This is a genomic window from Vicinamibacterales bacterium, assembly GCA_036504215.1.
Taxonomy (GTDB): Bacteria; Acidobacteriota; Vicinamibacteria; order Vicinamibacterales; family Fen-181; genus FEN-299.
In genome coordinates this window covers 156,523-178,624 of record DASXVO010000028.1, presented here as the reverse complement: position 1 = coordinate 178,624, position 22,102 = coordinate 156,523, and the positions used below count along the sequence as shown (strand labels likewise).

Annotated in this window: 16 protein-coding genes; 12 read left to right on the top strand and 4 right to left on the bottom strand. The window is 66.1% G+C overall.

The window, feature by feature from the left end; all coding sequences use genetic code 11:
• The 7 genes from recG to rho all read left to right on the top strand — a co-directional run bounded on the left by recG (position 1) and on the right by rho (position 8,017).
• Positions 1–2,097, top strand: a complete 2,097-nt coding sequence (gene recG / locus VGK32_07245; protein ID HEY3381545.1) for an ATP-dependent DNA helicase RecG — start codon at positions 1–3, stop codon at positions 2,095–2,097.
• A 180-nt stretch (positions 2,098–2,277) separates the two neighbouring features.
• Positions 2,278–2,898 carry a 16S rRNA (guanine(966)-N(2))-methyltransferase RsmD gene (gene rsmD, locus VGK32_07240; protein HEY3381544.1) on the top strand — a complete coding sequence of 207 codons (621 nt, stop codon included), beginning with the start codon at positions 2,278–2,280 and terminating at the stop codon, positions 2,896–2,898.
• Entirely contained in the window at positions 2,867–3,385 is a 519-nt protein-coding gene (coaD, locus tag VGK32_07235) for a pantetheine-phosphate adenylyltransferase (GenBank protein ID HEY3381543.1), read from the top strand. The genes rsmD and coaD overlap by 32 nt, the downstream gene beginning before the upstream one ends.
• A 59-nt stretch (positions 3,386–3,444) precedes the next feature.
• Positions 3,445–4,677, top strand: a complete 1,233-nt coding sequence (locus tag VGK32_07230) for a pyridoxal phosphate-dependent aminotransferase (protein ID HEY3381542.1) — start codon at positions 3,445–3,447, stop codon at positions 4,675–4,677.
• 8 nt (positions 4,678–4,685) lie between these two features.
• Positions 4,686–6,074 carry an FAD-linked oxidase C-terminal domain-containing protein gene (locus tag VGK32_07225; GenBank protein ID HEY3381541.1) on the top strand — a complete coding sequence of 463 codons (1,389 nt, stop codon included), beginning with the start codon at positions 4,686–4,688 and terminating at the stop codon, positions 6,072–6,074.
• Positions 6,075–6,105: 31 nt separating this feature from the next.
• Positions 6,106–6,477, top strand: a complete 372-nt coding sequence (locus VGK32_07220) for a CoA-binding protein (GenBank protein ID HEY3381540.1) — start codon at positions 6,106–6,108, stop codon at positions 6,475–6,477.
• Positions 6,478–6,634: 157 nt separating this feature from the next.
• Positions 6,635–8,017, top strand: a complete 1,383-nt coding sequence (gene rho, locus VGK32_07215) for a transcription termination factor Rho (protein HEY3381539.1) — start codon at positions 6,635–6,637, stop codon at positions 8,015–8,017.
• Positions 8,018–8,089: 72 nt separating this feature from the next.
• Here rho and ftsH read toward each other — a convergent pair whose 3' ends face one another.
• The 4 genes from ftsH to VGK32_07195 form a co-directional block, all read right to left on the bottom strand.
• A complete protein-coding gene (gene ftsH, locus VGK32_07210) occupies positions 8,090–9,964 on the bottom strand; it encodes an ATP-dependent zinc metalloprotease FtsH (GenBank protein ID HEY3381538.1) in 1,875 nt (624 codons plus the stop codon).
• Positions 9,965–9,989: 25 nt separating this feature from the next.
• On the bottom strand, positions 9,990–12,614 hold the full coding sequence (clpB, locus tag VGK32_07205) for an ATP-dependent chaperone ClpB (GenBank protein ID HEY3381537.1): 2,625 nt from the start codon (positions 12,612–12,614) through the stop codon (positions 9,990–9,992).
• On the bottom strand, positions 12,611–13,579 hold the full coding sequence (locus VGK32_07200) for a DnaJ C-terminal domain-containing protein (GenBank protein ID HEY3381536.1): 969 nt from the start codon (positions 13,577–13,579) through the stop codon (positions 12,611–12,613). The genes clpB and VGK32_07200 overlap by 4 nt, the downstream gene beginning before the upstream one ends.
• Before the next feature lie 169 nt (positions 13,580–13,748).
• On the bottom strand, positions 13,749–14,114 hold the full coding sequence (locus VGK32_07195; protein ID HEY3381535.1) for a MerR family transcriptional regulator: 366 nt from the start codon (positions 14,112–14,114) through the stop codon (positions 13,749–13,751).
• Positions 14,115–14,281: 167 nt separating this feature from the next.
• Here VGK32_07195 and VGK32_07190 point away from each other — a divergent pair, with 167 nt between their 5' ends.
• The 5 genes from VGK32_07190 (at position 14,282) to VGK32_07170 (ending at position 21,962) form a co-directional block, all read left to right on the top strand.
• Complete coding sequence (locus tag VGK32_07190; protein HEY3381534.1) at positions 14,282–14,989, top strand: hypothetical protein; 708 nt, start codon at positions 14,282–14,284, stop codon at positions 14,987–14,989.
• 3 nt (positions 14,990–14,992) lie between these two features.
• The gene (locus VGK32_07185) at positions 14,993–17,017 is read left to right on the top strand and encodes a PBP1A family penicillin-binding protein (protein ID HEY3381533.1); all 2,025 of its coding nucleotides are present in this window, start codon (positions 14,993–14,995) and stop codon (positions 17,015–17,017) included.
• Between the two features lie 74 nt (positions 17,018–17,091).
• A complete protein-coding gene (locus tag VGK32_07180) occupies positions 17,092–18,801 on the top strand; it encodes a serine/threonine-protein kinase (protein HEY3381532.1) in 1,710 nt (569 codons plus the stop codon).
• A gap of 455 nt (positions 18,802–19,256) precedes the next feature.
• Positions 19,257–20,369 carry a methionine adenosyltransferase gene (gene metK / locus VGK32_07175; GenBank protein HEY3381531.1) on the top strand — a complete coding sequence of 371 codons (1,113 nt, stop codon included), beginning with the start codon at positions 19,257–19,259 and terminating at the stop codon, positions 20,367–20,369.
• Between the two features lie 222 nt (positions 20,370–20,591).
• Positions 20,592–21,962: a tryptophanase gene (locus tag VGK32_07170; protein ID HEY3381530.1), complete on the top strand. Its 1,371-nt coding sequence runs from the start codon at positions 20,592–20,594 to the stop codon at positions 21,960–21,962.
• Positions 21,963–22,102 lie beyond the last annotated feature (140 nt).

Here is a 22,102-nt window from a genome sequence, read left to right as displayed (position 1 = left end):
GTGACCGACCCCGACTTCTTCGACACCCCCCTGAGCCACTTCAAGGGCATCGGCCCCCGGCGCGAACAGGCCCTGCGCCGTGCAGGGCTGGAGACGGTCGAGGATCTGCTGTTGCGTCTCCCGTTTCGGTACGAGGACCGGAGCACATTTCAGCCGGTTGCGGGGGTGGTCGAGGGCCAGCGCGTGACGGTAGCGGGGGAGCTGCTCAATTGTCGGCTGCGGTGGACGGGCCGCCGCGGATTCAAGATATTCGAAGCGCTCCTCCGCGACGAGTCCGGAACGCTGTTGGTGGTCTGGCCCAACCAGCCATTCCGCCAGAACACCCTGCACGCACATCAGCACGTCGTCCTGCACGGCGTCGCCGTCCGCTACCGAGGCGTGGTGCAACTGCGAAGCCCCGAGGTGGAGATCCTCGACGTCGAGGACGGCGAGACGATCCACGCCCAGCGGATCGTGCCGATCTACGAGAAGACCGGGCCCGTGACGGGCCGCATGCAGCGGGCGCTGGTGCACGACATCGTGCGGGCGTTGCCAGCGGCCGTGACGGACCTCCTCCCGGCCGAGATCCGCGCCCGCCACGACCTGCCGGATCGCCGGTCGGCCCTGACCGACGTGCATTTCCCGTCGGCGGACGTCCCGATGGCGGAACTGAATGCGTTTCGGTCGCCAGCGCACCGCCGACTGATTCTCGAGGAGTTCTTCCTGTTCCAGTGTGGGATGCTCGAGCGACGGCGCGACGCGGACCGCGAGCCGAAAGCCTTCGTTCCGGTGGTGGACGATCGCGTTCGTGCGAGCGCGCGTGGCATCCTGCCGTTCCGGCTGACCGAGGGGCAGCGCCGTGCGTTGAAGGAGATCGTGGACGACATGCAGCGGCCCCGGCAGATGAACAGGCTGTTGCAGGGAGACGTCGGATCGGGAAAGACGATTGTCGCGCTCGTGGCCGGGCTGGTGGCGATCGAGAACGGCGCGCAGGTGGCCGTGATGGCGCCGACGGAGATCCTGGCGGAGCAGCATTGCCACACGATTGCCGCGCTGCTGTCGGCCACGCGCTTCAAGGTGGCTCTGCTCACAGGGAGTACGCCGGCCGCACGCCGGCGGGATCTGTTTCACGACGTGGCAACCGGCGCCGTACACCTGCTCGTCGGCACGCACGCGCTCATCGAAGAAGCGGTGTCGTTCCATCGTCTGGGGCTCGTCATCATCGACGAGCAGCACCGCTTTGGTGTCATCCAGCGTGCGCGCCTGCAGGAGAAGGGCCTGCGGCCTGACGTTCTCGTGATGACGGCCACGCCCATTCCGCGCACGCTGCAGCTGACTGTGTACGGCGGCCTCGATGTCTCGGTGATCCGGGGACTGCCGCCCGGGCGCGTGCCGGTCAGGACCACCGTCCGGCCGGAGGCCCGCCGCGAGGAGGTCTACGCCTTCCTCAAACAGGAGATGGACGCCGGCCGCCAGGCGTGCATCGTCTATCCGCTCGTCGAGGAGTCCGAGAAGGTCGACCTGCGCGCGGCGACCGTGATGGCCGACCACCTTGCGCAGGACGTCTTTCGCGGCTACCGACTCGGGTTGCTGCACGGCCGGCTCACGCCGGTGGCCAAGGATGCGGTGATGCGGCACTTCGCGGCTGGGGAGATCGACCTGCTCGTGGCGACCACCGTGATCGAGGTCGGCATCGATGTGCCGAATGCAACCGTGATGGTCGTCGAACATGCCGAACGGTTTGGATTGTCGCAACTCCACCAGCTACGGGGACGGGTCGGCCGGGGCGGGCAGCAGGCGTATTGCGTGTTGATCTACCAGCAGCCGCTGTCGGAAGAGGCCGAGGCTCGTCTGGAGACGATCGCGAACACGAACGATGGATTCGTCATCGCGGAGAAGGACCTGGCGCTCCGCGGCAGCGGCGACGTCGCCGGCACGCGGCAGGCGGGCATGCCTGCGCTGCGCGTCGGGAATCTCGATCGAGACCGAGACCTGATGGAGCAGGCCGCGCGCGATGCCTCATCCTGGATGACGGGCGGAGGGGCTGCCGACGAGGCGCTCCGAACGTTCATCCGCGACCGGTGGCCCCGGCAGTTCGGCCTCATGCACGTCGGATAGCATCGGCTGCTCAGTCCTTCGATGCACCGATACGGCGACGCATTCGTGCCCTCGGGACTCGGTGCTGAGCGAGGAGCACCGGCCGCGTGCGCCGAGTGCCGTCGGGAAGTCCGGATGACGCAGAGGTGGCTTGACTCTCTGCCGTCTCCGCACCCTCTGAGCGAGAAGGAAGGCATCCACGTGTCGCTGCGGATCATCGCCGGGTCGTTGAAGGGGCGGAGGATTGACTCGCCCGAATGGGAGGGGTTGCGCCCGACGTCGGACCGGCTGCGCGAGACGCTGTTCAACATCCTGGCGGCACGTGTCGACGGTGCGCTCGTGCTCGATGGCTGTGCGGGAACCGGGGCGCTCGGCATCGAGGCGCTCAGCCGAGGCGCGTCCGAAGTGGTGTTCGTCGAGAGCGACCCTCGCGCCGCCTCGCTCATCGCGGCGAATCTGGCGCGGTGCGGAGTGTCGGACGGCTATGCTATCATTCGCGCGGATCTTGGCCGGGTGAACGAGCCTGCGGGCTCGCGACGATTCGGGCTGATCCTGCTCGACCCGCCGTACGCAGCGCCGGACGTCGAGTGCCTGCTGGCCCGCGCGGCCCGGTGGCTGGCGCCAGACGGATGGCTCGTGCTCGAACACGCCCGGCGTCGAACAGTCCCCGTTCATGCCGGAGACCTGACATGTGTCCGGGCCGTGCGCTCCGGCGACAGTGCTCTGTCGTTCTACCGGCACGACGATGCGGAGCGGCTCCCAGCCGGCACGGACGGACACCGAGTTGACCATGAAGCAGACGAAGACGGGCAAGACGACTGAGATGTCCGGCACGGCACGTCTCGCCATCTACCCAGGTTCGTTCGATCCCCTCACCAACGGCCACGTCGACATCATTCTTCGCGGCGTCCGCATCTTCGATCGAATCATCATCGGCATCCTGCACAACAGCGAGAAGAACCCGCTCTTCACGGTGCAGGAGCGGATGGAGATGGCGCGCGAAGTGTTCAAGGACGAACCGAAGGTGACGGTGGACAGCTTCGGCGGCCTGCTCGTCGACTTCGCGCGCGACCGGGGTGCGCATGTCATCGTTCGCGGGCTGCGAGCGATCTCGGACTTCGAGTACGAGTTCCAGATGGCGCTCATGAACCGCCGGCTGGTGCCAGACCTGGAAACCGTCTTCATGATGCCGGCCGAGTCGTACACGTATATCAGTTCACGGCTGATCCGAGAGGTCTTTGCCCTCGGCGGCCCGATCACGGGTCTGGTGCCGGAAGCGATCGAGGCCCGGATGCGCAGCCAACGGTAGGGACGCTGCGCGCCCCCGCAACCGGGCGGACCTGATGGCCCGCCATTCTGGAGGATGTCATGGGTGTCAGCCAGTTCGCGCGTGGGATTGCCGAGTCGCCGACGATGGCGCTGAACGAACAGGCGCGGGTGCTGCGGGAGCAGGGCGAGTCGGTCGTCCACCTCGGCATCGGCGAGCCGCAGAATGCGGCGCCTCAGTCGGCCATCGACAAGGCCTCGGCAGCGCTCGCGGCCGGGAAGATCAAATACACGCCGACCAGCGGCATTCCCTCGTTCAAGAAGGCCGTCGTTCAGTACACCGAGGTGAACTACGGTCGCACGGTGGCCCCGCGCAACATCATCGTGTGTTCCGGCGCCAAGCAGGCGATCTTCAACGCGCTCTGGTCGATTCTGGATGCGGGCGACGAGGTGATCCTGCTGGCGCCCTACTGGGTCAGTTACCCGGAAATGGTGAAGATGTGCCGCGCCGTTCCGGTGGTCGTCACGCCGAAGGCCGGAACGCTCGAACCGTCCCTCGCGGACATCGAACGTGCGGTCACTCCCCGCACGCGCGCCATCATCGTCAACAGCCCGAACAATCCGTCGGGGATGGTGTTCTCGCGTGAACTCGTCGGCGGGCTCGTCCGGTTCTGTGAGGATCGCGGCATCCACGCCATCATGGACGACATCTACCACAAGCTCGTCTTCGATGGCGTCGCGGCGCCGTCCTGCTACGAGTTCACGACGCGAGACGCGGACTCGAGCCATCTCATTGTCATCAACGGAATTGCCAAGACCTACGGCATGACCGGGTTCCGGATCGGTTGGGCGATTGCGAATCGAGAGATCATCACCGCGATGTGCACGCTGCAGTCGCAGACGACGTCGTGCACGTCGAGCCTGTGCCAGCTTGCGGCCGAAGGGGCGATCCTCGGACCGCAGGATGAGGTCGAAGAACTCCGGAAGTGCATGCAGCACAACCGCGACGTCATTGTCGACGAGTTGGCCAAGGTGCCTGGCGTCACGGTCATCAAGCCGAGCGGCACGTTCTACTGCCTGCCGGATTTCAGTGCCTGCTTCAAGCCCGGAATCGCGAAGGACTCGTTCGAGCTCGCGATGTTCCTCCTGTCGAAGGCCCGGGTCGTGACGATTCCGGGCAGGGACTTCGGCATGGAAGGCTACCTCCGCCTGAGTTACGCGGGAACCACGGCCGACGCCATCGAGGGCGTCAGGCGGATCCGCTGGGCACTCGATGAGACGACGCCCAAGGCGATGACGATCGGCCAGAAGACCGTCGTTCGGGACTGGCTGTAACTCGACAGATGCTCCCATCAACCTTCATCAGCGAAATCGAGCCGATCGTGGGTGCCGCGTTCGTCCGAACCGACGAGGCGGCGCTCACCGAGTACGGACAGGACGGACTGAAGCGGATCCATCCGCCCGACGTCGTCGTCCTGCCGGGCTCGACCAGCGAGGTGGCCGCGATTGCGGAAGCCTGCGACACCCGTCGCGTGCCACTCTACGTGCGCGGGGGCGGGACGGGGTACAGCGGCGGCGCCGTCCCGCTGCGCGGCGGCGTGCTGCTGTCGATGGAGCGGTTCGATCGTATCCTCGAAATCGACGAGCCCAATCTGCTCGTCGTGACCGAGCCCAACGTCATCACCGGCCGGCTGCAGGCCGAGGTGGAGAAGGTGGGGCTCTTCTATCCACCGGACCCCGCGAGCCTCGACGAGTCCGTCATAGGCGGCAACATCGCCGAGTGCGCGGGCGGGCCGCGCGCCTTCAAGTACGGCACGACCAAGCGGTACGTCCTCGCGCTCGAAGCGGTGCTGCCAACGGGCCAGGTCATCAGAACGGGATCGAAGGCGGTCAAGAACGTCGTCGGCTACGACCTGACGCAGTTGCTCGTCGGGTCGGAAGGAACGCTGGCAATCATCACCCAGGCCGTCCTCCGCCTGATACCCAAGCCGCCGGCACACGCCACGCTGCGTGCGACGTTCGACACGATCGAGGCGGCGGTCGGGGCGGTCGACGATCTGATCCAGCGACGCGTCGTCCCCGCGACGCTCGAACTGGTGGACGGGGAATGCCTGGTGGCCGTCGCGCGCTACCTCGGCGAGTCGCTCGCGCCGCCAGGCACCGGTGCCCTCCTTTTGCTCGAAGTGGACGGGATGGCGGAATCGGTCGCTGAGGAGAGCCGCCTGGTCGCCGCCGCGTGCCGTGAGGCGGGGGCGACCGAAGTGCTTCGCGCGGCCAGCGAGGACGAGCGGCAGCACTTGTGGCGCGTCAGGCGTGAGCTGTCGCCGGCCCTCAAGACCATCGCCACGATGAAGATCAACCAGGACGTCGTCGTGCCGAGGGGCCGGGTACCCGATCTGTTTCAGCTGATCGGCGAGCTGCGCCGCGAGTTCGACCTGACGATCCCGTGCTTCGGTCATGCCGGTGACGGCAACATCCACGTGAACATCATGGTGGATGGAGACGATCAGGCTGCCGTGGCTCGTGCGCTGAGGGCGCAGCGCCGGCTCTTCGAGGGCGTGGTCGCCCGCGAGGGGTCGATCAGCGGCGAGCACGGGATCGGCTTCACCAAGTCGCCGTTTCTCGGGATCGAACTCTCGCGCGAGTCGATCATGCTCATGAAGCGTGTGAAGCGGGCGTTCGACCCGCACGGCATCCTGAACCCGGGCAAGATCTTCCCGCCGGACGAGTAGGGCGGTCGGGGAGACGGGCTATACTGACAGGATGCCAAAGACCGTCGCGGTGGTCGGGGCGTCGTCGGACCGGCGGAAGTTCGGCAACAAGGCGGTGCGTGCCTTCCTGAACCGCGGATACGTGGTCGTGCCCATCAACCCGAAGGAACCAGAGGTCGAGGGACTGAAGACCTACGCCTCGGTCTTGGACGTCCCGGGCGCGATCGACATGGCGACCTTCTACGTCTCACCGTCGGTCGGCCTGACGTTGCTCGACGAGATGGCCGCCAAGGGCATCCACGAGGTGTGGTTCAACCCGGGAGCGGACGGCGTCGAGGTGGTGGCGCGAGCGCGGGCGCTCGACATCGAGCCGGTCGTCGCGTGCAGCATCGTCGGCATCGGTGAGCGTCCGAGCGACTATTGAGATGACGTCCAGAGCGCGTGGGTTGACAGAGCCGAACCGGCCTCCTATACTAAAAGGACCGAAGCCTCCTCCTGTCATCGGCGGCCCACGGGGGGCCATCCGCCCCAGTTTCCAGTTTTACAAACCTACCTGAATTTTCAGTAGAGCCACAGACATTATGCCAAGCAACAACAAGCGCCAACCCATGTCGGCGCGCGGGTCCAACGGCCAGACGGTGCCGGCTGAGTCCCCGGCGGTCGAACCCCAGGACCCTGCCAAGGCGCAGCCACGGCGCCCTGGTGAGGGACTCAATATTGGCGAACTGAAGGACATGAGCATCCAGAAGCTCACCCAGATCGCCAAGGACCTCAACGTCGCCGGCGCGACCGGGATGCGCAAGCAGGAACTGATCTTCCAGATCCTGAAGGCACAGACCGAGCAGAGCGGATACATCTTCTCGGAGGGCGTGCTCGAAGTGCTGCCCGACGGATTCGGATTCCTGCGGGCGCCCGACTACAACTACCTGCCCGGCCCCGACGATATCTACGTTTCTCCCTCCCAGATTCGCAAGTTCGATCTGCAGACCGGCGACACCGTCTCCGGACAGATCCGGCCGCCGAAGGAAGGGGAGCGCTACTTCGCCCTCATCAAGGTGGAGGCGGTCAATTTCGAGCCGCCGGACCAGGCGCGCGACAAGCTGTTCTTCGAGAACCTGACGCCGCTCTATCCGCAGGAGCAGTGCAAGCTCGAAACGCAGCCGGACAACCTCTCGGGCCGCGTCATGGATCTCATGACGCCGATCGGCAAGGGCCAGCGCGGCCTGATCGTCGCGCCGCCGCGGACCGGCAAGACGATGCTGCTCCAGAGCATCGCGCAGTCGGTCGCCGTGAACCACCCCGAGGTGTACCTGATCGTGCTGCTCATCGACGAGCGGCCGGAGGAAGTCACCGACATGCAGCGGTCGGTGGATGGCGAGGTCATCTCTTCGACGTTCGACGAGCCGGCCCAGCGCCACGTGCAGGTGGCCGAGATGGTCATCGAGAAGGCGAAGCGCCTCGTCGAGCACAAGAAGGACGTGCTCATCCTGCTGGACTCGATCACCCGTCTCGCCCGCGCCTACAACACGGTCATTCCGCCGTCGGGCAAGGTGCTGTCGGGCGGTCTCGATTCGAACGCGCTGCAGAAACCGAAGCGCTTCTTCGGGGCCGCGCGCAACATCGAGGAGGGCGGCTCGCTGACGATCATCGCGACGGCGCTGGTGGACACCGGCTCGCGCATGGATGACGTCATCTTCGAGGAGTTCAAGGGCACGGGCAACATGGAAATCCACCTGGACCGCAAGCTGGTGGACAAGCGCGTGTTCCCGGCCATCGACATCCAGAAGAGCGGCACCCGGAAGGAAGAACTGCTGATCGCACGCGAGGATCTCAACCGCGTGTGGGTGCTGCGCAAGGTGCTCACCCCGCTCTCGCCGGTCGAGGCCATGGAACTCTTGCTCGACAAGATGGGGAAGACGAAGTCGAACGCGGAGTTCCTGGCCGCCATGCAGAAGATGGGGTAGGACACCAGGTGATGCCCGGCGGGCCTTCGGACCCGCCGGAGACTCGTGGGACGGGTGTTCTGCCCGTCCCTGTTACGACTGCGCCGTCGGCACCGGCGGCTCGTCGCTCGTCGGGCCGGTCACGATTCCGCGCAGTTCCTCCCCCTCGATCACTTCCTTTTCCAGCAGGCGCTTGGCCACGCGGTCGAGTGTGTCGCGGTGTTCTGTCAACACGGTCCGCGCGCGTTCGTGCGCAGCCCCGACGATTCGACGGACTTCGAGGTCGATCTGTCGGGCGGTCTCCTCCCCGAAGTTCCCGCGCTCGGTGCCCATCTGCACGTCGAGGAACCGGTTGCGGCCGTGGCTGTCGAAGCTGACGGCCCCCATCGTCTCGCTCATGCCGTACTCGGTGACCATCGCCCGTGCGAGGTCGCTCGCCCGCTGCAGGTCGTTCTGCGCGCCGGTGGAGATCTCCCCGAGGGCGATCTCCTCGGCCGTTCGGCCGGCCAGCAGCACCGCCAACTGGCTGTGCAGATCGGTTCGGGTCATGAGGTATCGATCCTCGAGCGGCAGTTGCATCGTGTAGCCGAGCGCGCCAAACCCCCGCTGCACGATTGAGATCTTGTGCACCGGGTCGAGACCCGGGATCATCGTGGCGACGATCGCGTGGCCCGACTCATGGTAGGCGATGATCTCGCGTTCGCGGTCGCTCATGACGCGGCGTTTCTCGAGACCCGCGATCAACCGGTCGATCGCCTCCTCGAAATCCCTCATCTCGACGTGGGTCTTGTTCTTGCGGGCGGCGAGCAGCGCCGACTCGTTCACGAGATTCGCCAGGTCGGCCCCCGCGAAGCCTGCGGTCCGGGCGGCGACGACCTTCAGGTCCACCTCCGGCGCTGTCTTCACGCCGCGTGCATGAATCCGCAGGATCTCCTCCCGTCCACGCACATCGGGCTTGTCCACGAGGACCTGACGATCGAACCGGCCCGGGCGGAGCAGGGCAGGGTCGAGGACCTCCGGCCGGTTCGTCGCGCCCATGATGATGACGCCCTTGCGTGAGTCGAAGCCGTCCATCTCGGCGAGGAGTTGGTTGAGCGTCTGTTCCCGTTCTTCGTGGCTGCCGAGCGGACTCTGGACCCGCGTCTTGCCGAGCGCGTCGAGTTCGTCGATGAACACGATGCACGGCGCTTTCGCTTCGGCCTGCTGGAACAGGTCGCGAACGCGGGCGGCACCGACGCCGACGAACATCTCGACGAATTCGGACCCGCTGAGGCTGAAGAACGGGACCTTGGCCTCGCCAGCGACCGCACGCGCCAGCAGCGTCTTGCCGGTCCCTGGCGGGCCGACGAGCAGCACGCCTTTCGGAATCCGGCCGCCGAGTTGCGTGTACTTCTTCGGCGTCTTGAGGAACTCGACGATTTCCTTGAGCTCGTCCTCTGCTTCGTCGACGCCCGCGACATCCGCGAAACTGACCTTGACGTCGTCCTCCGCGTAGATCTTCCCCCGGCTGCGGGCGAACGACATCACCCCGCCCTCCTGGCCGCTCATGCGCCGGAAGAAGAAGCTCGAGAGGCCAACGATGAATAACAGCGGGAGAACCCAGCCGAGCAAATCGGGAAGCCAGTGGTTCGCCACCTCGCCCGTGTACCTCACATCGTGCTGACCGAGTTCCTCGACGAGCTTCGGGTCTTCGACGCGCGTGGTGGTGAACACCTTCGACCGATCGTCCTTGCCGGACTTGAGCTGGCCCCGGATCGTCTGGTCGGTGATGGTGACCTCGGCGACCTTGTCCGCGGTGACGAGCGCCTTGAACTCGCTGTATGGAATTGACCGGCCGGACGGGATGAACAGGTAGGCCTGCACCAGCGCGAGCAGGAGGAAGAACCCGAGGACGTACCACAGCGACGAGACTGGGCGGGGACCGAGCGGCCGGCGGTCGCCCGATCGTCCTCCCCGTGTATCGGACATGCGAGGCTTCTTGATGGATGGCATCTTATCTCCCGGTTGTGCCGGCGTGTCCGGCGGTTCCGACGAACGTCAGGCCGGCCGGACCCGCGTCCACCCGAACCGTGTCGCCCTCGGCGAACGTGCCCTGGAGCACCTCCATCGCCAGCGGATCGAGCAGGCGGCGCTGGAGCGTCCGTTTCAGCGGGCGCGCCCCGTACATCGGATCGTAACCCTCAGCGACCAGATGTTGCGTGGCGGCGTCGGACAGCTCGACATGGATCTTCCGTTCCTCGAGGCGCTTCATCAAGCCTCTCAACTGGATGTCCACGATTTGCCTGAGATGCCCGCGCCCGAGCGGATGGAAGAGGACGACCTCGTCGATCCGGTTCAGGAACTCCGGCGGGAAGTGGGTGCGGAGCGCTTCCATCACCATCCCACGCGTACCCTCGTCGAGTTCGGTTGCCTCACGCGTCGACCGTTCGGCGATGAACTGGCTGCCGAGGTTCGAGGTCATGATGACCACCGTGTTCTTGAAGTCCACCGTGCGGCCCTTGCCGTCCGTCAGCCGCCCGTCGTCGAGGAGCTGGAGCAGGACATTGAGAACCTCGGGGTGGGCCTTCTCGATCTCGTCGAACAGGACCACGGCGTACGGGCGCCGCCGAACGGCCTCGGTGAGCTGCCCAGCCTCTTCATAGCCGATGTATCCGGGGGGGGCGCCCATCAGCCGCGACACCGTGTGCTTCTCCTGATACTCCGACATGTCGATGCGAACCATCGCCTGGTCGGAGTCGAACAGGAATTCCGCGAGCGCGCGGGCGAGCTCGGTCTTCCCGACGCCCGTCGGACCGAGGAAGACGAAGCTGCCGAGGGGCCGATTCGGGTCCTGCAACCCGGCGCGCGCGCGGCGGATCGCGTTTGCCACCGCGACAATGGCGGCATCCTGGCCGACCACGCGCTGGTGCAACCGCTCCTCCATGTGGATCAGCTTCTGGATCTCCCCTTCCACGAGGCGGCTCACCGGGATGTTGGTCCACTTGCTCACCACCTCCGCGATGTCCTCCTCGTCCACTTCTTCCTTCAGCATCCGCTGGTGCTGCTGCAGTTCCGCGAGCTTCGCCTCGGAAGCCTGGATGCGCCGTTCGACGTCCGGGAGCCGCCCGTACTGGAACTCGGAGGCTCGCGCGTAGTCGCCGCTGCGCTGGGCTCGTTCCATGTCGTGCCGAAGTTGTTCCTGCTCCTCCTTCAGGTGACGCGACTCTTGGATCGCGTCCTTCTCCTGCTGCCAATGGCTCGCGAGCCTGGTGCGCTCCTCCTTCAAGTCGGCCAGTTCCTTCTCCAGCTTGCCCAGCCGTTCGACCGAGGCTTTGTCGTGCTCCTTGCGGAGCGCTTCGGCTTCGATCTCGAGCTGCATCACCCGCCGCTCGACTTCGTCGAGCTCGACGGGCATCGAGTCGATCTCCATCCGGAGCTTCGACGCGGCCTCGTCCACCAGGTCGATCGCCTTGTCGGGCAGGAAACGATCCGCGATGTACCGGTGTGACAGCACCGCCGCCGACACGAGCGCCGAATCCTTGAGTCGGACGCCGTGGTGGATTTCGTAACGCTCGCGCAGGCCGCGGAGAATGCTGATCGTGTCTTCGACCGTCGGCTCGCCGACGAGCACCGGCTGGAAACGTCTTTCGAGCGCCGCGTCCTTCTCGATGTACTTGCGGAATTCGTCGATCGTCGTGGCGCCGATCGTGTGCAGTTCGCCACGCGCCAGCATCGGCTTCAGCATGTTCGACGCGTCGATGGAGCCCTCGGCGGCGCCGGCGCCGACGACGGTGTGCAACTCGTCGATGAACAGGACGATCTGGCCGGCAGAGTCCGTGATCTCCTTCAGGACGGCCTTCAGGCGCTCCTCGAACTCGCCGCGGTACTTCGCGCCCGCCACCAGGGCGCCGAGGTCGAGCCCGACGATTCGCTTGTTCTTCAGGCCGTCGGGCACGTCGCCGCGAACGATCCGCTGCGCGAGACCCTCGACGATCGCCGTCTTGCCGACGCCGGGCTCGCCGATGAGCACCGGGTTGTTCTTCGTGCGACGGGACAACACCTGGATCACCCGGCGGATTTCCTCGTCGCGTCCAATCACCGGGTCGAGCTTTCCCTTCCGTGCCAACTCCGTGAGGTCGCGGCCATAACGCTCGAGCGCCTGGTACTTGCCCTCCGGGTTCTGATCGGTGACGCGCTGATTACCGCGCACCGAGGTCAGCGCCTCCAGGACCCGGCCGTTTGTGACGCCGTGCTGCGTCAGGAGGCGCGCCGCTTCGTCCTTCGCGCCATCCGACGCGAGGCCGAGCAGGAGGTGCTCGGTGCTGACAAACTCGTCTTTCATGCGGTCCGCCTCGGCCTGTGCCATCTCGACGATGGCGGTCAGGCGGGCCGACAGGCCGGGCGTCGTCGATCCGTAGACCTGTGGCCGACGTCCGAGCGCTGCGCGGGTGGCAGCCGCGACACGCTGCGGATCGACACCGAGCTTTCGGAGGACCTCCGGGACGACGCCCTCGTGCTGTTCGACGAGTACCGCGAGCAGGTGCTCGGGATCCACCTGCGGGTGATTCATCTGCCCGGCCAGTTGCTGCGAACCGACCAGGGCTTCCTGGGCTTTCTCCGTGAACTTGTTGAGGTTCATGACGTGCCGACCTCCAGCTTGGCGAGAGCTTCGTAGTGCTCCCGTTGTTCCTGGCTGAGCGAGCGGGGAAGCACCACGTTCACCGTCGCGTACAGGTCACCGCGGTCGCCCGGCTTGCCGACCGATGGCATGCCGTGTCCCTTCAGGCGAAACACCTGGCCATTCTGCGTCGTCGCCGGGATCTTCAGGCGCAGCGCGCGCTCGCCGACCGCCGGCACGTCGGCCTCGCCGCCGAGCACTGCCGTGGTCACGGGCACCGTCACCTGCGTATGCAGATCACGGCCGCGCCGCTCGAACCTGGCGTCGGGACGCAGCCGGATTCGCAAGTACAAATCGCCCGCCCGCGCGCCCGCCGCACCATGCTCGCCTTCGCCGGGGACACGAACGCGCGATCCGTCGTTGACGCCGGCCGGGATTCGCACGTCGACCGTCCGCGTGTGTCCCTCCTGCTTGATCGAGAGCCGCCTCGTGGCGCCTTGCATCGCCTCCTCGAGCGTCAACTCGATTTCCTCCTCGATGTCGCGGCCGGCGCGTGCCCGAGTGGTACGTGACGTCCGGGTGCGCCGCCCACCGGCACGTGCGCCGCCGCTGAAGAACGCCTGGAAGAAGTCCGAGAACGGGTTCTCCCCGCCGAACATCTCCCGAAGGTCCTCTTCGTTGATCGTTCGATACCCGCCTTCGGGCGCGCTGCCCCCGGACCACTGCGTGCGGTCGAAGGGGTTCTGCCCGGCCTGCTCGTACTGCCGCCAGTTCGCGCCGAGCTCGTCGTACTTCTTCCGCTTCTCCGGATCGCCGAGGACCTCGTAGGCCTCATTGATCTCCTTGAAGCGCGACTCCGCGGCCTTGTCGCCCGGATTCACGTCAGGGTGGAACTTGCGGGCGAGCTTCCGGTACGCCTGCTTGATTTCCTTCTCGGAAGCCGTCTTCGCGACGCCGAGCGTCTGGTAGTAGTCCTTGAATTCCATATCTGCCCGATGCTAGACGTCTTGACTGGCCAAAGCCGACGCGTATGAGCGAGGTTCCCTCGACGTCCGCCCGGCCGTTCAAGACGTCGACGCCCCGCGTTTCGCGGGGCCAACCAACAGCGTTTCTGGTTCCAGTGAGGCGGGCCCTGAAATGGTCTGCGGCGCGCCTCTAGGAACCGCTTTCGTCGTCGCGCTCGAGACCGATGATCTCGCACAGGCGATCGATCTCGCGCCAGAGCCGACGGCGGGTGTCATTCCGGCCGCCATCTTCGACGCTCAACTGACGAATCCGCTGCGCCGCCTCCGCCACCGACAACAGGCGCTGCACGCCGGCCAGGTTGATGCCGAGTTCGTCCACCAAGTGCTTGATCAACCGCAGGCGCTCGAGTTCCTCGACCGAATACATGCGCATGCTGCCCACCGTCCGGGTCGGCTGCACCAGGCCGAGACGCTCGTACTTCCGGAGCGTCTGGGGGTGCATCCCCAGCAGGCGGGCCGCCGTGCTGATGAAGTAGAACTCTCGGGTTATCCTCATGGTCGATCTTGCTATAGATCGAATATAGGCATTGACACAGCGCGTGTCAATGTCGTCGCCTCGCCACTTCGACATTTTCCGCCAGTCGGGCGATACTGAGGGTGTCCGCGTCGCCGCCGTCACCTCGCCGGTCGCGTCCGTCAGCCCATCATGAGTTCCATCTGCCCGTGACGATCCAAGCGTCGGACTTCCTCACCATCCTCCTGCTCGTCCTCCTCGAGGGCTTGCTGAGCGCCGACAATGCGATGGTGCTCGCCGTGCTCGCGCTCGGTCTGCCCAAGCACCAGCGAAAGAAAGCGCTGCGCTACGGCATCTTCGGGGCATTCGCCTTTCGATCGCTCGCGCTCGTCTTCGGGCTCTACATGATCCGCCTGAGCCTGGTGAAGCTGGCCGGCGGACTCTACCTGCTCTACCTGCCGTTCCGGCATTTCTTCGGTGAATCGGAGATGCACGATCGGGGAGAAGTGCCCCCGGCGCGGTCCTGGCTCGGCCTCTCGGCGTTCTGGGCAACCGTCGTGCGGGTGGAGTTGAGCGACATCGTCTTTGCCGTGGATTCGATTGTCGTGGCCGTCGGGATGTCGCCCAAGCTCTGGGTGGTGCTGACGGGAGGCGTCCTCGGGATCATCGCCATTCGTCTGGTCGTCGGGCAGCTCCTGTCGATGGTCGAGCGCTATCCCGTGCTGGTGGACGGGGCCTTCGTCATCATCGCGTGGGTCGGCTTCCGGCTTGTCGTCCAGTACCTTCATCAAACCGGGATCATCGGGTGGGAGATTCCCGAAGCGATCGGATTCAGCCTGATCGTCGTCATCTTCGCCGCTGCGCTCGGCTGGGCGTGGAGGGACGAGCGGCGCCGGGCGAGGCGAAAGGACGGGTAGGCGGTGTTCCGCTGGCTGCGTCCGTTGACGTGGTGGAAAGGACTCGCCCTCGGACTGATCCTTCTGCTCGGTGCGTCTGCCGCCGTGACGTCCGTGTGGGTCGTGCGATATGCGCTGGCGATCCATGGACTGCGTCGTGGCGCGGGGGACACGGTTTTCTTGTGGGCGGACGGCCAGCAGTGGTTCAGGATGGACGAGCAGCACGAGCCGGTGCCGCTCTCGGCCATTGCCCCGTCGTTGCGCCAGGCCGTCGTCGCGGTCGAGGACCATCGCTTCTACCATCATCTCGGCATCGATCCGGTTGGCCTCGTTCGCGCGGCGTCGCACGACGTGCGTGACCAGCAACTCGTCGAGGGCGGCAGCACGCTCACGCAACAGCTTGCGAGAACGCTCTATCTCTCCAACAACCGGACCTGGGGTCGGAAGGCCAAGGAGGCAGTGCTCGCCCTCCTGATCGAAGAGCAGCTCTCGAAGGATCAGATTCTCGAGTTGTATCTCAACCGGATTTACCTGAGCGGCGGTGTCTACGGGGTGGAGCCGATCGCGAAGCGGCTGTACGGAAAGCGGGCGCGCGACCTGTCGCTGGCCGAGTCGGCCGTCATCGCTGGAGTCATTCGTGCGCCCTCAGCGCTCTCCCCGTGGTCGAATCCGGAAGGCGCGATTCGCCGCAGTCATACCGTGCTGCAGCGGATGCGAGAGGAAGGCATGATCTCGGCGGCTGACGCGGAGGCGGCGCTGCGCGCCCGCCCGACGTTCCAGCCTTACTCGCCCGCCGCGCAGGCGCAGTCCGGATACGTCCGGGACTATCTGCGCCAGCAGTTCCGCAATCAGTTCGGCGGCGATCACCCGCCTGACTGGCGCGTTCAGACGACGGTCGTTCGGTCCGTGCAGGATGCCGCCGAGCGGGCGATGGACGCCGGGTTGCGGCGCCTGGGCACGAACGATCTCGAAGCGGCGCTCGTGGCCATCGACCCGCGCACGGGCAACGTGCTCGCGATGGTGGGCGGGCGGAGCTTCAGCGAGGCGCCGTTCAATCGGGCAACGCGAAGCCGGCGGCAACCGGGCTCGGCGTTCAAACCGTTCGTCTATGCCGCGGCGCTCACGCAGGGAACCTCTCCGGTCTCGATGCTGACCGGACTCGCGGCGATGGCGCCCATCGGGCGCGAGGAATGGGCGCCGCACAACGCGCATCTCGAGAGCGCCGATGAACTGTCGCTGCGTGCGGCCCTCATCGAGTCGAACAACCGCGCCGCGGTGGCGCTCCAGCAGAAGATCGGGTCGACGCCAATCATCCGGCTCGCGAAGGCCGCGGGGATTCCCGACCAACCCGACGTGCCATCGCTGGCGCTCGGAACGGGCCTCGTGTCTCCGTTCGACCTGACCGCCGCGTATGCCGTGTTCGCCAACGGAGGCCTGCGGGTGAAGCCGCGCAGCCTGGTCTCGGTGGTCGATGGACGGGGAGACGAGGTGTTCGCGACAAAGGTCGAGCAGGAGCGCGTGCTGTCCGAGCACGTGGCCTTCCAGATGGTCTCCATGCTGCAGGACGTCGTGGCGCGCGGCACGGCGACCGGCGTCCGACAGGCGGGGATCGGTTTCCCGGTGGCAGGGAAGACCGGCACGACCGATGACTTCCGGGACGCCTGGTTCGTCGGGTTCTCCACCGCGGTGGTTGCTGGCGTCTGGGTGGGCTTCGATCAACCGGCATCCATTGGCGCCGACGCCTATGGCAGCAGACTCGCGCTTCCCATCTGGGCCGAGTTCATGCGTCGGAGCGCGAAGGCCCTGCCCGAACCTCGTGCCTTCGATCCTCCAGCCGGCCTGGAAGAGGTGGCGCTGTGCCGGGTTTCGTACCTGCGGCCCGTGGAGGGCTGTCCGACCTACACCGAGTATTTCAAGCCTGGCGACGACACGCCGACGCGTCTGTGTCCGGTCCACTCCGGCTCGATCAGGCAGCGAGTGGAGCGGGCGATCGGCGGATTCATCGAAACGCTCGGGCAGAAGCTCAGAGACCTACTCGGCGGGAAATGAGAGATTCGGGAGATTGACGCGCCGCGTCCCCGGGCGGGGCGCAAACACGGCCGACCTGTGTGACAATGTCGGCGGTGCTCACCGAAGGCGCCCTCATCGACGGCCGGTATGAGGTCACCGGGCTGCTGGCGGCCGGCGGCATGGGGGAGGTCTATCGCGCCCGCCGGGTCCTCCTGGGCGACGAGGTCGTCATCAAGGTGATTCGGGCGGGCGGACAGGACGCGGGCGACCTTCGCGACCGGTTCATGCGCGAGAGCCGCACGTGCGCGCAACTCCGGCATCCGAACATCGTCACGATTCTCGACTTCGCGATTGCCGAGGACGGGCAGCCGTATCTGGTCATGGAGTACCTCAACGGGCGCAGCTTGGCCGACGAACTGGCCGCGCTGGGCCCGATGAGCCCGGCTGCCGTGCAGGAGATCGTCGAACCGCTGTGCGGGGCCCTTCAACTCGCCCACGACAGCGGCATCGTGCATCGCGACCTCAAGCCGGCCAACATCGTCGGGCACACGTTCGGCTCCGACCAGCGGGTCTTCAAGATCATCGATTTCGGTCTCGCCAACATCCGCGCGGGCGGTGACACGCGGATGACGCGGATGGATCAATTCGTCGGGACCCTGCTCTACGCCTCGCCAGAGCAGGTGCAGGGACTGGACGTGGATGGGCGCTGCGACATCTACAGCCTCGGCGTGGTGGTATTCGAGATGCTGACCGGGCGTCCGCCGTTCCAGTCCGCCAATCCGATGGGCCTCATCACGAAACACCTGTGCGAGCCTCCACCGGTGCCAAGCCAGGTTCAGCCGGCCGTGCCGGCCTGGCTGGACGCTGTGGTCCTCGAGGCGCTCGCAAAAGACCCCGCGGACCGGCACCAAACGATGTCGGACTTCGCGAGGGCCCTGGCCGGGAGCCGGGACGCGGCGGTCGGTGGATCGTCGACGCCCCCCCCCTCTGCTCTCGAGGCGAAGTACGAGATCGGACCGGTGATCAACCGCGGACGCCTGGGGAGCGAGGTCCACTCCGGGACACATCGGGCGCTTGGCCTGCCCGTGGCAATCCGGATCCTGAGACGCGGGCAGCGACCGGACTGGGAGGCCGTTCGGGAACGGTTCCTGAGAGAGGCGAGGGGACTGCAGGTATCGCATCCGTCGGTGATCCAGGTCCGTGACTTCGGGGAAGAGGACGGTACGTTGTATCTCGTGACCGACCTGATTGTGGGCGAGAGCCTGCTGCAGGTGCTGGATGCCGAGGCTCCGTTCGAGTGGCCGCGGGTGCATGGGCTCGGGCTGCAGGTGATGGACGCGGCCGCCGCGCTGCACAAGCGTCGCGTGCTGCTCTGTGGCCTCAACCCCGGCATCATTCGCATGACGACCGATGAGGATGGGGAGCGGCTGATGATCTCGATGGGCGGGATCGGCCAGGTGCAGGAGTTGCTGGCGTCACTGAGCGACGAGGCGGTGCGGGGCGGCGCGCTGGCCGGCAATGAGATGCCCTACATTGCGCCCGAGGTGCTGACGGGGCGGGCGGCGGACGTCCGGTCGGACATCTTCACGATTGGAGTCCTGCTCTACGAGATGGCGACCGGGATGCTGCCGTACACCGGGAGAACGCTGCCGGAATTGCTCGGCGCCATGCTGGGCGGCCGCGCACCGCGTCCCACGGATGCGTGCGCGACGGTGCCCGACGAGGCCTCCGCGTGTCTGCAGCGCGCGCTGGACCGTGAACCGGCCGCGCGATTCGCGACCGTGGACGAACTTCGCGCGGTGTGGCGGGAGCTGCCGAGGTAGGGCGTGCTCTGTTGGCGCCTTGACAGGGACGTCGCATGGGCGCCATAGTGTCAGAAGAGCGTGGCGATTTCGTGACTTGATGGGCCACGCACCAGCTTCGGCTGGACGGGATACGTTGACCATCTAAGTCGCGGCCAGGGCCCGCGATTCGGTCGCGAGGCCCTTTTGTTTTGCCGCCTGGCAGCTCTGTCTCGGGCTGCCGGCATGAAGAGTACGGCGAGAGTCCCGGCTCGATGACCCGTACGCCACACCGTCGTCCGGCTCCAGCCTCTGGAGCGCACGGTGGCCCAGCCGGCCAGGCCTCGGTGGCCTGGAGCCATGCGCGAGCGAGACTGACCGCGATCTCGAAAGGGCATGACGAGTCCGCATGACTGTGCCTGGTCACGTGCAGCCCGGCGCGTTCGGGCGATGAGCCCGCGCGCCTGGGTTTTCTATTCACCTATTGAGGAAGCACCATGCAGAATCTGAGGCACACGCTCACATCCGAATCCGTATCCGAGGGTCATCCCGACAAGGTGTGCGATTACATCGCCGACTCGATCCTCGACGCCTATCTCGCTGGTGATCCGCGCAGCCGTGTGGCGTGCGAGGTCATGTGCAAGGACGACAAGGTCGTGCTGGCTGGGGAGATCTCGTCGAGGGCGAAGGTGGACCACGAAGCGATCGCGCGGCAGGCCATTCGCGAGATCGGCTACCTCCATGACGGCGAGGCGTTCCATGCGGACCGCGTCAAGGTGCTCCAGTTCCTGTCGAAGCAATCGGACAACATCTCACAGGGTGTGGATGAAGGTCGCGGGCTCGACAAGGAGCAGGGCGCGGGCGACCAGGGCATGATGTTCGGCTACGCGACGAACGAGACGCCCGAGTTGATGCCTCTGCCGATCCTGCTGGCGCATCGCCTGACGCGCGGACTCGCTGACGATCGCCGGAGTGGCAACTACCCGTGGCTCCGGCCGGATGCCAAATCGCAGGTGTCGGTGGAGTACGAGAACGGCACCCCGGTCGGCGTAACGTGCGTGCTCGTATCCACGCAGCATGCCGCGGAGACCGACCACAAGACGATCTTCGACTACGTGGCCACAGAACTGGCCCCGCGCGTGCTGGGCAACTGGTTCTCGCCGAAAGTGGACGTGCTGGTGAATCCGACCGGCTGCTTCGCCATCGGCGGACCGTCGGCCGATTGCGGCGTGACCGGGCGCAAGATCATCGTGGACACGTACGGCGGCGCGGCGCATCACGGCGGTGGGGCGTTCAGCGGCAAGGACCCGTCGAAGGTGGACCGCAGCGGCGCCTACTTCGGCCGTCATGTGGCGCGGCAGATCGTGAAGGCCGGCATCGCCAAGCGAGCCGAGGTGCAGGTCGCGTACGCCATCGGCAAGGCGCAACCGGTGTCCACCAAGGTCGAGACCTACGGAACCGGCGACGAGCGGGCTGCCCGCGCGTTCCTCGACAAGATCGACTTCCGTCCGGCTGCGATCATCGAGCAACTGAACCTGCTGCAGCCGATCTATAGGACGACGACGAACTACGGGCACTTCGGCAAGGCGGGGTTGCCGTGGGAACAGTAAGCATCAGGTGCTGAGGGTGCCGGCCAGCACCCTCAGCACTTGTGGCACCCTCAGCACCGCACCCTGAGCACCGCACCCTCAGCACTTGTGGCACTCTCGGCACCGCACCCTCAGCACCGTCAGCACCCTCAGCACCTCCGGCACCTGTCCTCCGTCTCATCCGTCCCGTAGTCCGTCCCGTCCTTGACACCCCTTCCACCCCGACGATAAAGTGCCAGTCCTATGAATTTCCGCACGATCATCGAACCGTTTCGTATCAAGTCGGTCGAAGGCATCAAGTTCACCAATCGTGACGACCGTGCGGCTGCCCTCGCCGCCGCGGGGTACAACGTGTTCCGGCTTCGGGCCGAGGACGTCCTGATCGATCTGCTCACCGACTCAGGGACGGGCGCGATGTCGGCCGCGCAGTGGGGCGCCCTGATGCAGGGCGACGAGTCGTACGCCGGGAGCCGGTCGTTCTACCGGTTCGAGGCGGTTGTACGTGATTTGACAGGGTTCAAGCACGTGATCCCGACACACCAGGGCCGTGCGGCCGAGCACATCCTGTTCCACACGATGCTGCAGGCCGGTCAGGTGGTCGTGAACAACAACCATTTCGACACGACGCGCGCCAACATCGAGGTGGAGCAGTGTGAAGCGCGCGATCTCGTCATCGCCGAGGGACGCGTGCCGGCGCTCGTGCACCCCTTCAAGGGGAACATCGACCTCATTGCGCTGGAGCGGGCCCTTCGCGAGGACGGCGACCGGATTCCGCTCGTGATGGTGACGGTGACGAACAACTCCGGCGGTGGCCAACCGGTGTCGCTCGAGAACCTCCGCGGCGTCCGCGCGCTCTGCGATCGATACAAGAAGCCCTTCTTTCTCGATGCCTGCCGGTTCGCGGAGAACGCCTACTTCATCAAGCTGCGTGAAGCGGGTCAGGCCGACCGGACGCCGAAGGCCATTGCTCAGGAGATGTTCTCGCTCGCCGACGGCTGCACCATGTCGGCGAAGAAGGACGGTCTGGCGAATATCGGCGGCTTCCTCGCGATGAACGACGACCGCTGGGCCGAGGCGGCCAGGAACCTGCTCATCCTCACCGAAGGGTTCCCGACGTACGGCGGTCTGGCCGGGTACGACCTGGAAGCCATCGCGCGCGGGCTGGAGGAGGTGGTGGAGGAGCCGTACCTGCGGTATCGCATCCGCTCCACCGAATACCTGGGGGACAAGCTGACAGCCGCTGGTGTGCCCGCGATCCGTCCGTCCGGCGGCCACGCGATCTATCTCGATGCGCGGGCGTTGCTCCCGCACATTCCGCCCCTGCAGTATCCGGGCATCGCGCTGGCCAACGCGTTGTACGTCGAGGCCGGAGTCCGCGGCGTCGAGATCGGGACGGTGATGTTCGGCCTGCATCCGGACGGGACCGAGAGCCCTGGCGCCATGGATCTGGTCCGTCTGGCCATTCCGCGCCGCGTCTACACGCAGTCGCACATTGACTACGTCGCCGAGGGCGTTCTCGAAGTCGCACGTCTGAAAGAAACGTTGCGGGGGTACCGTATCACCTCGGCACCGAAGTTCCTGCGCCACTTCACGGCCCAGTTCGAACCGTTGTAGGGCGGCTGGCACCGGCCACGCCGGGTGTTGCACGATTTCTCGCGGCACCCGGCGGTTGGGCCAACCAATTCGTCATGCGGCACGTCAATAATGAGCGACGTGTTCACACTGCGCCGATTTGCCGGCTCTCTGCCCGTAAC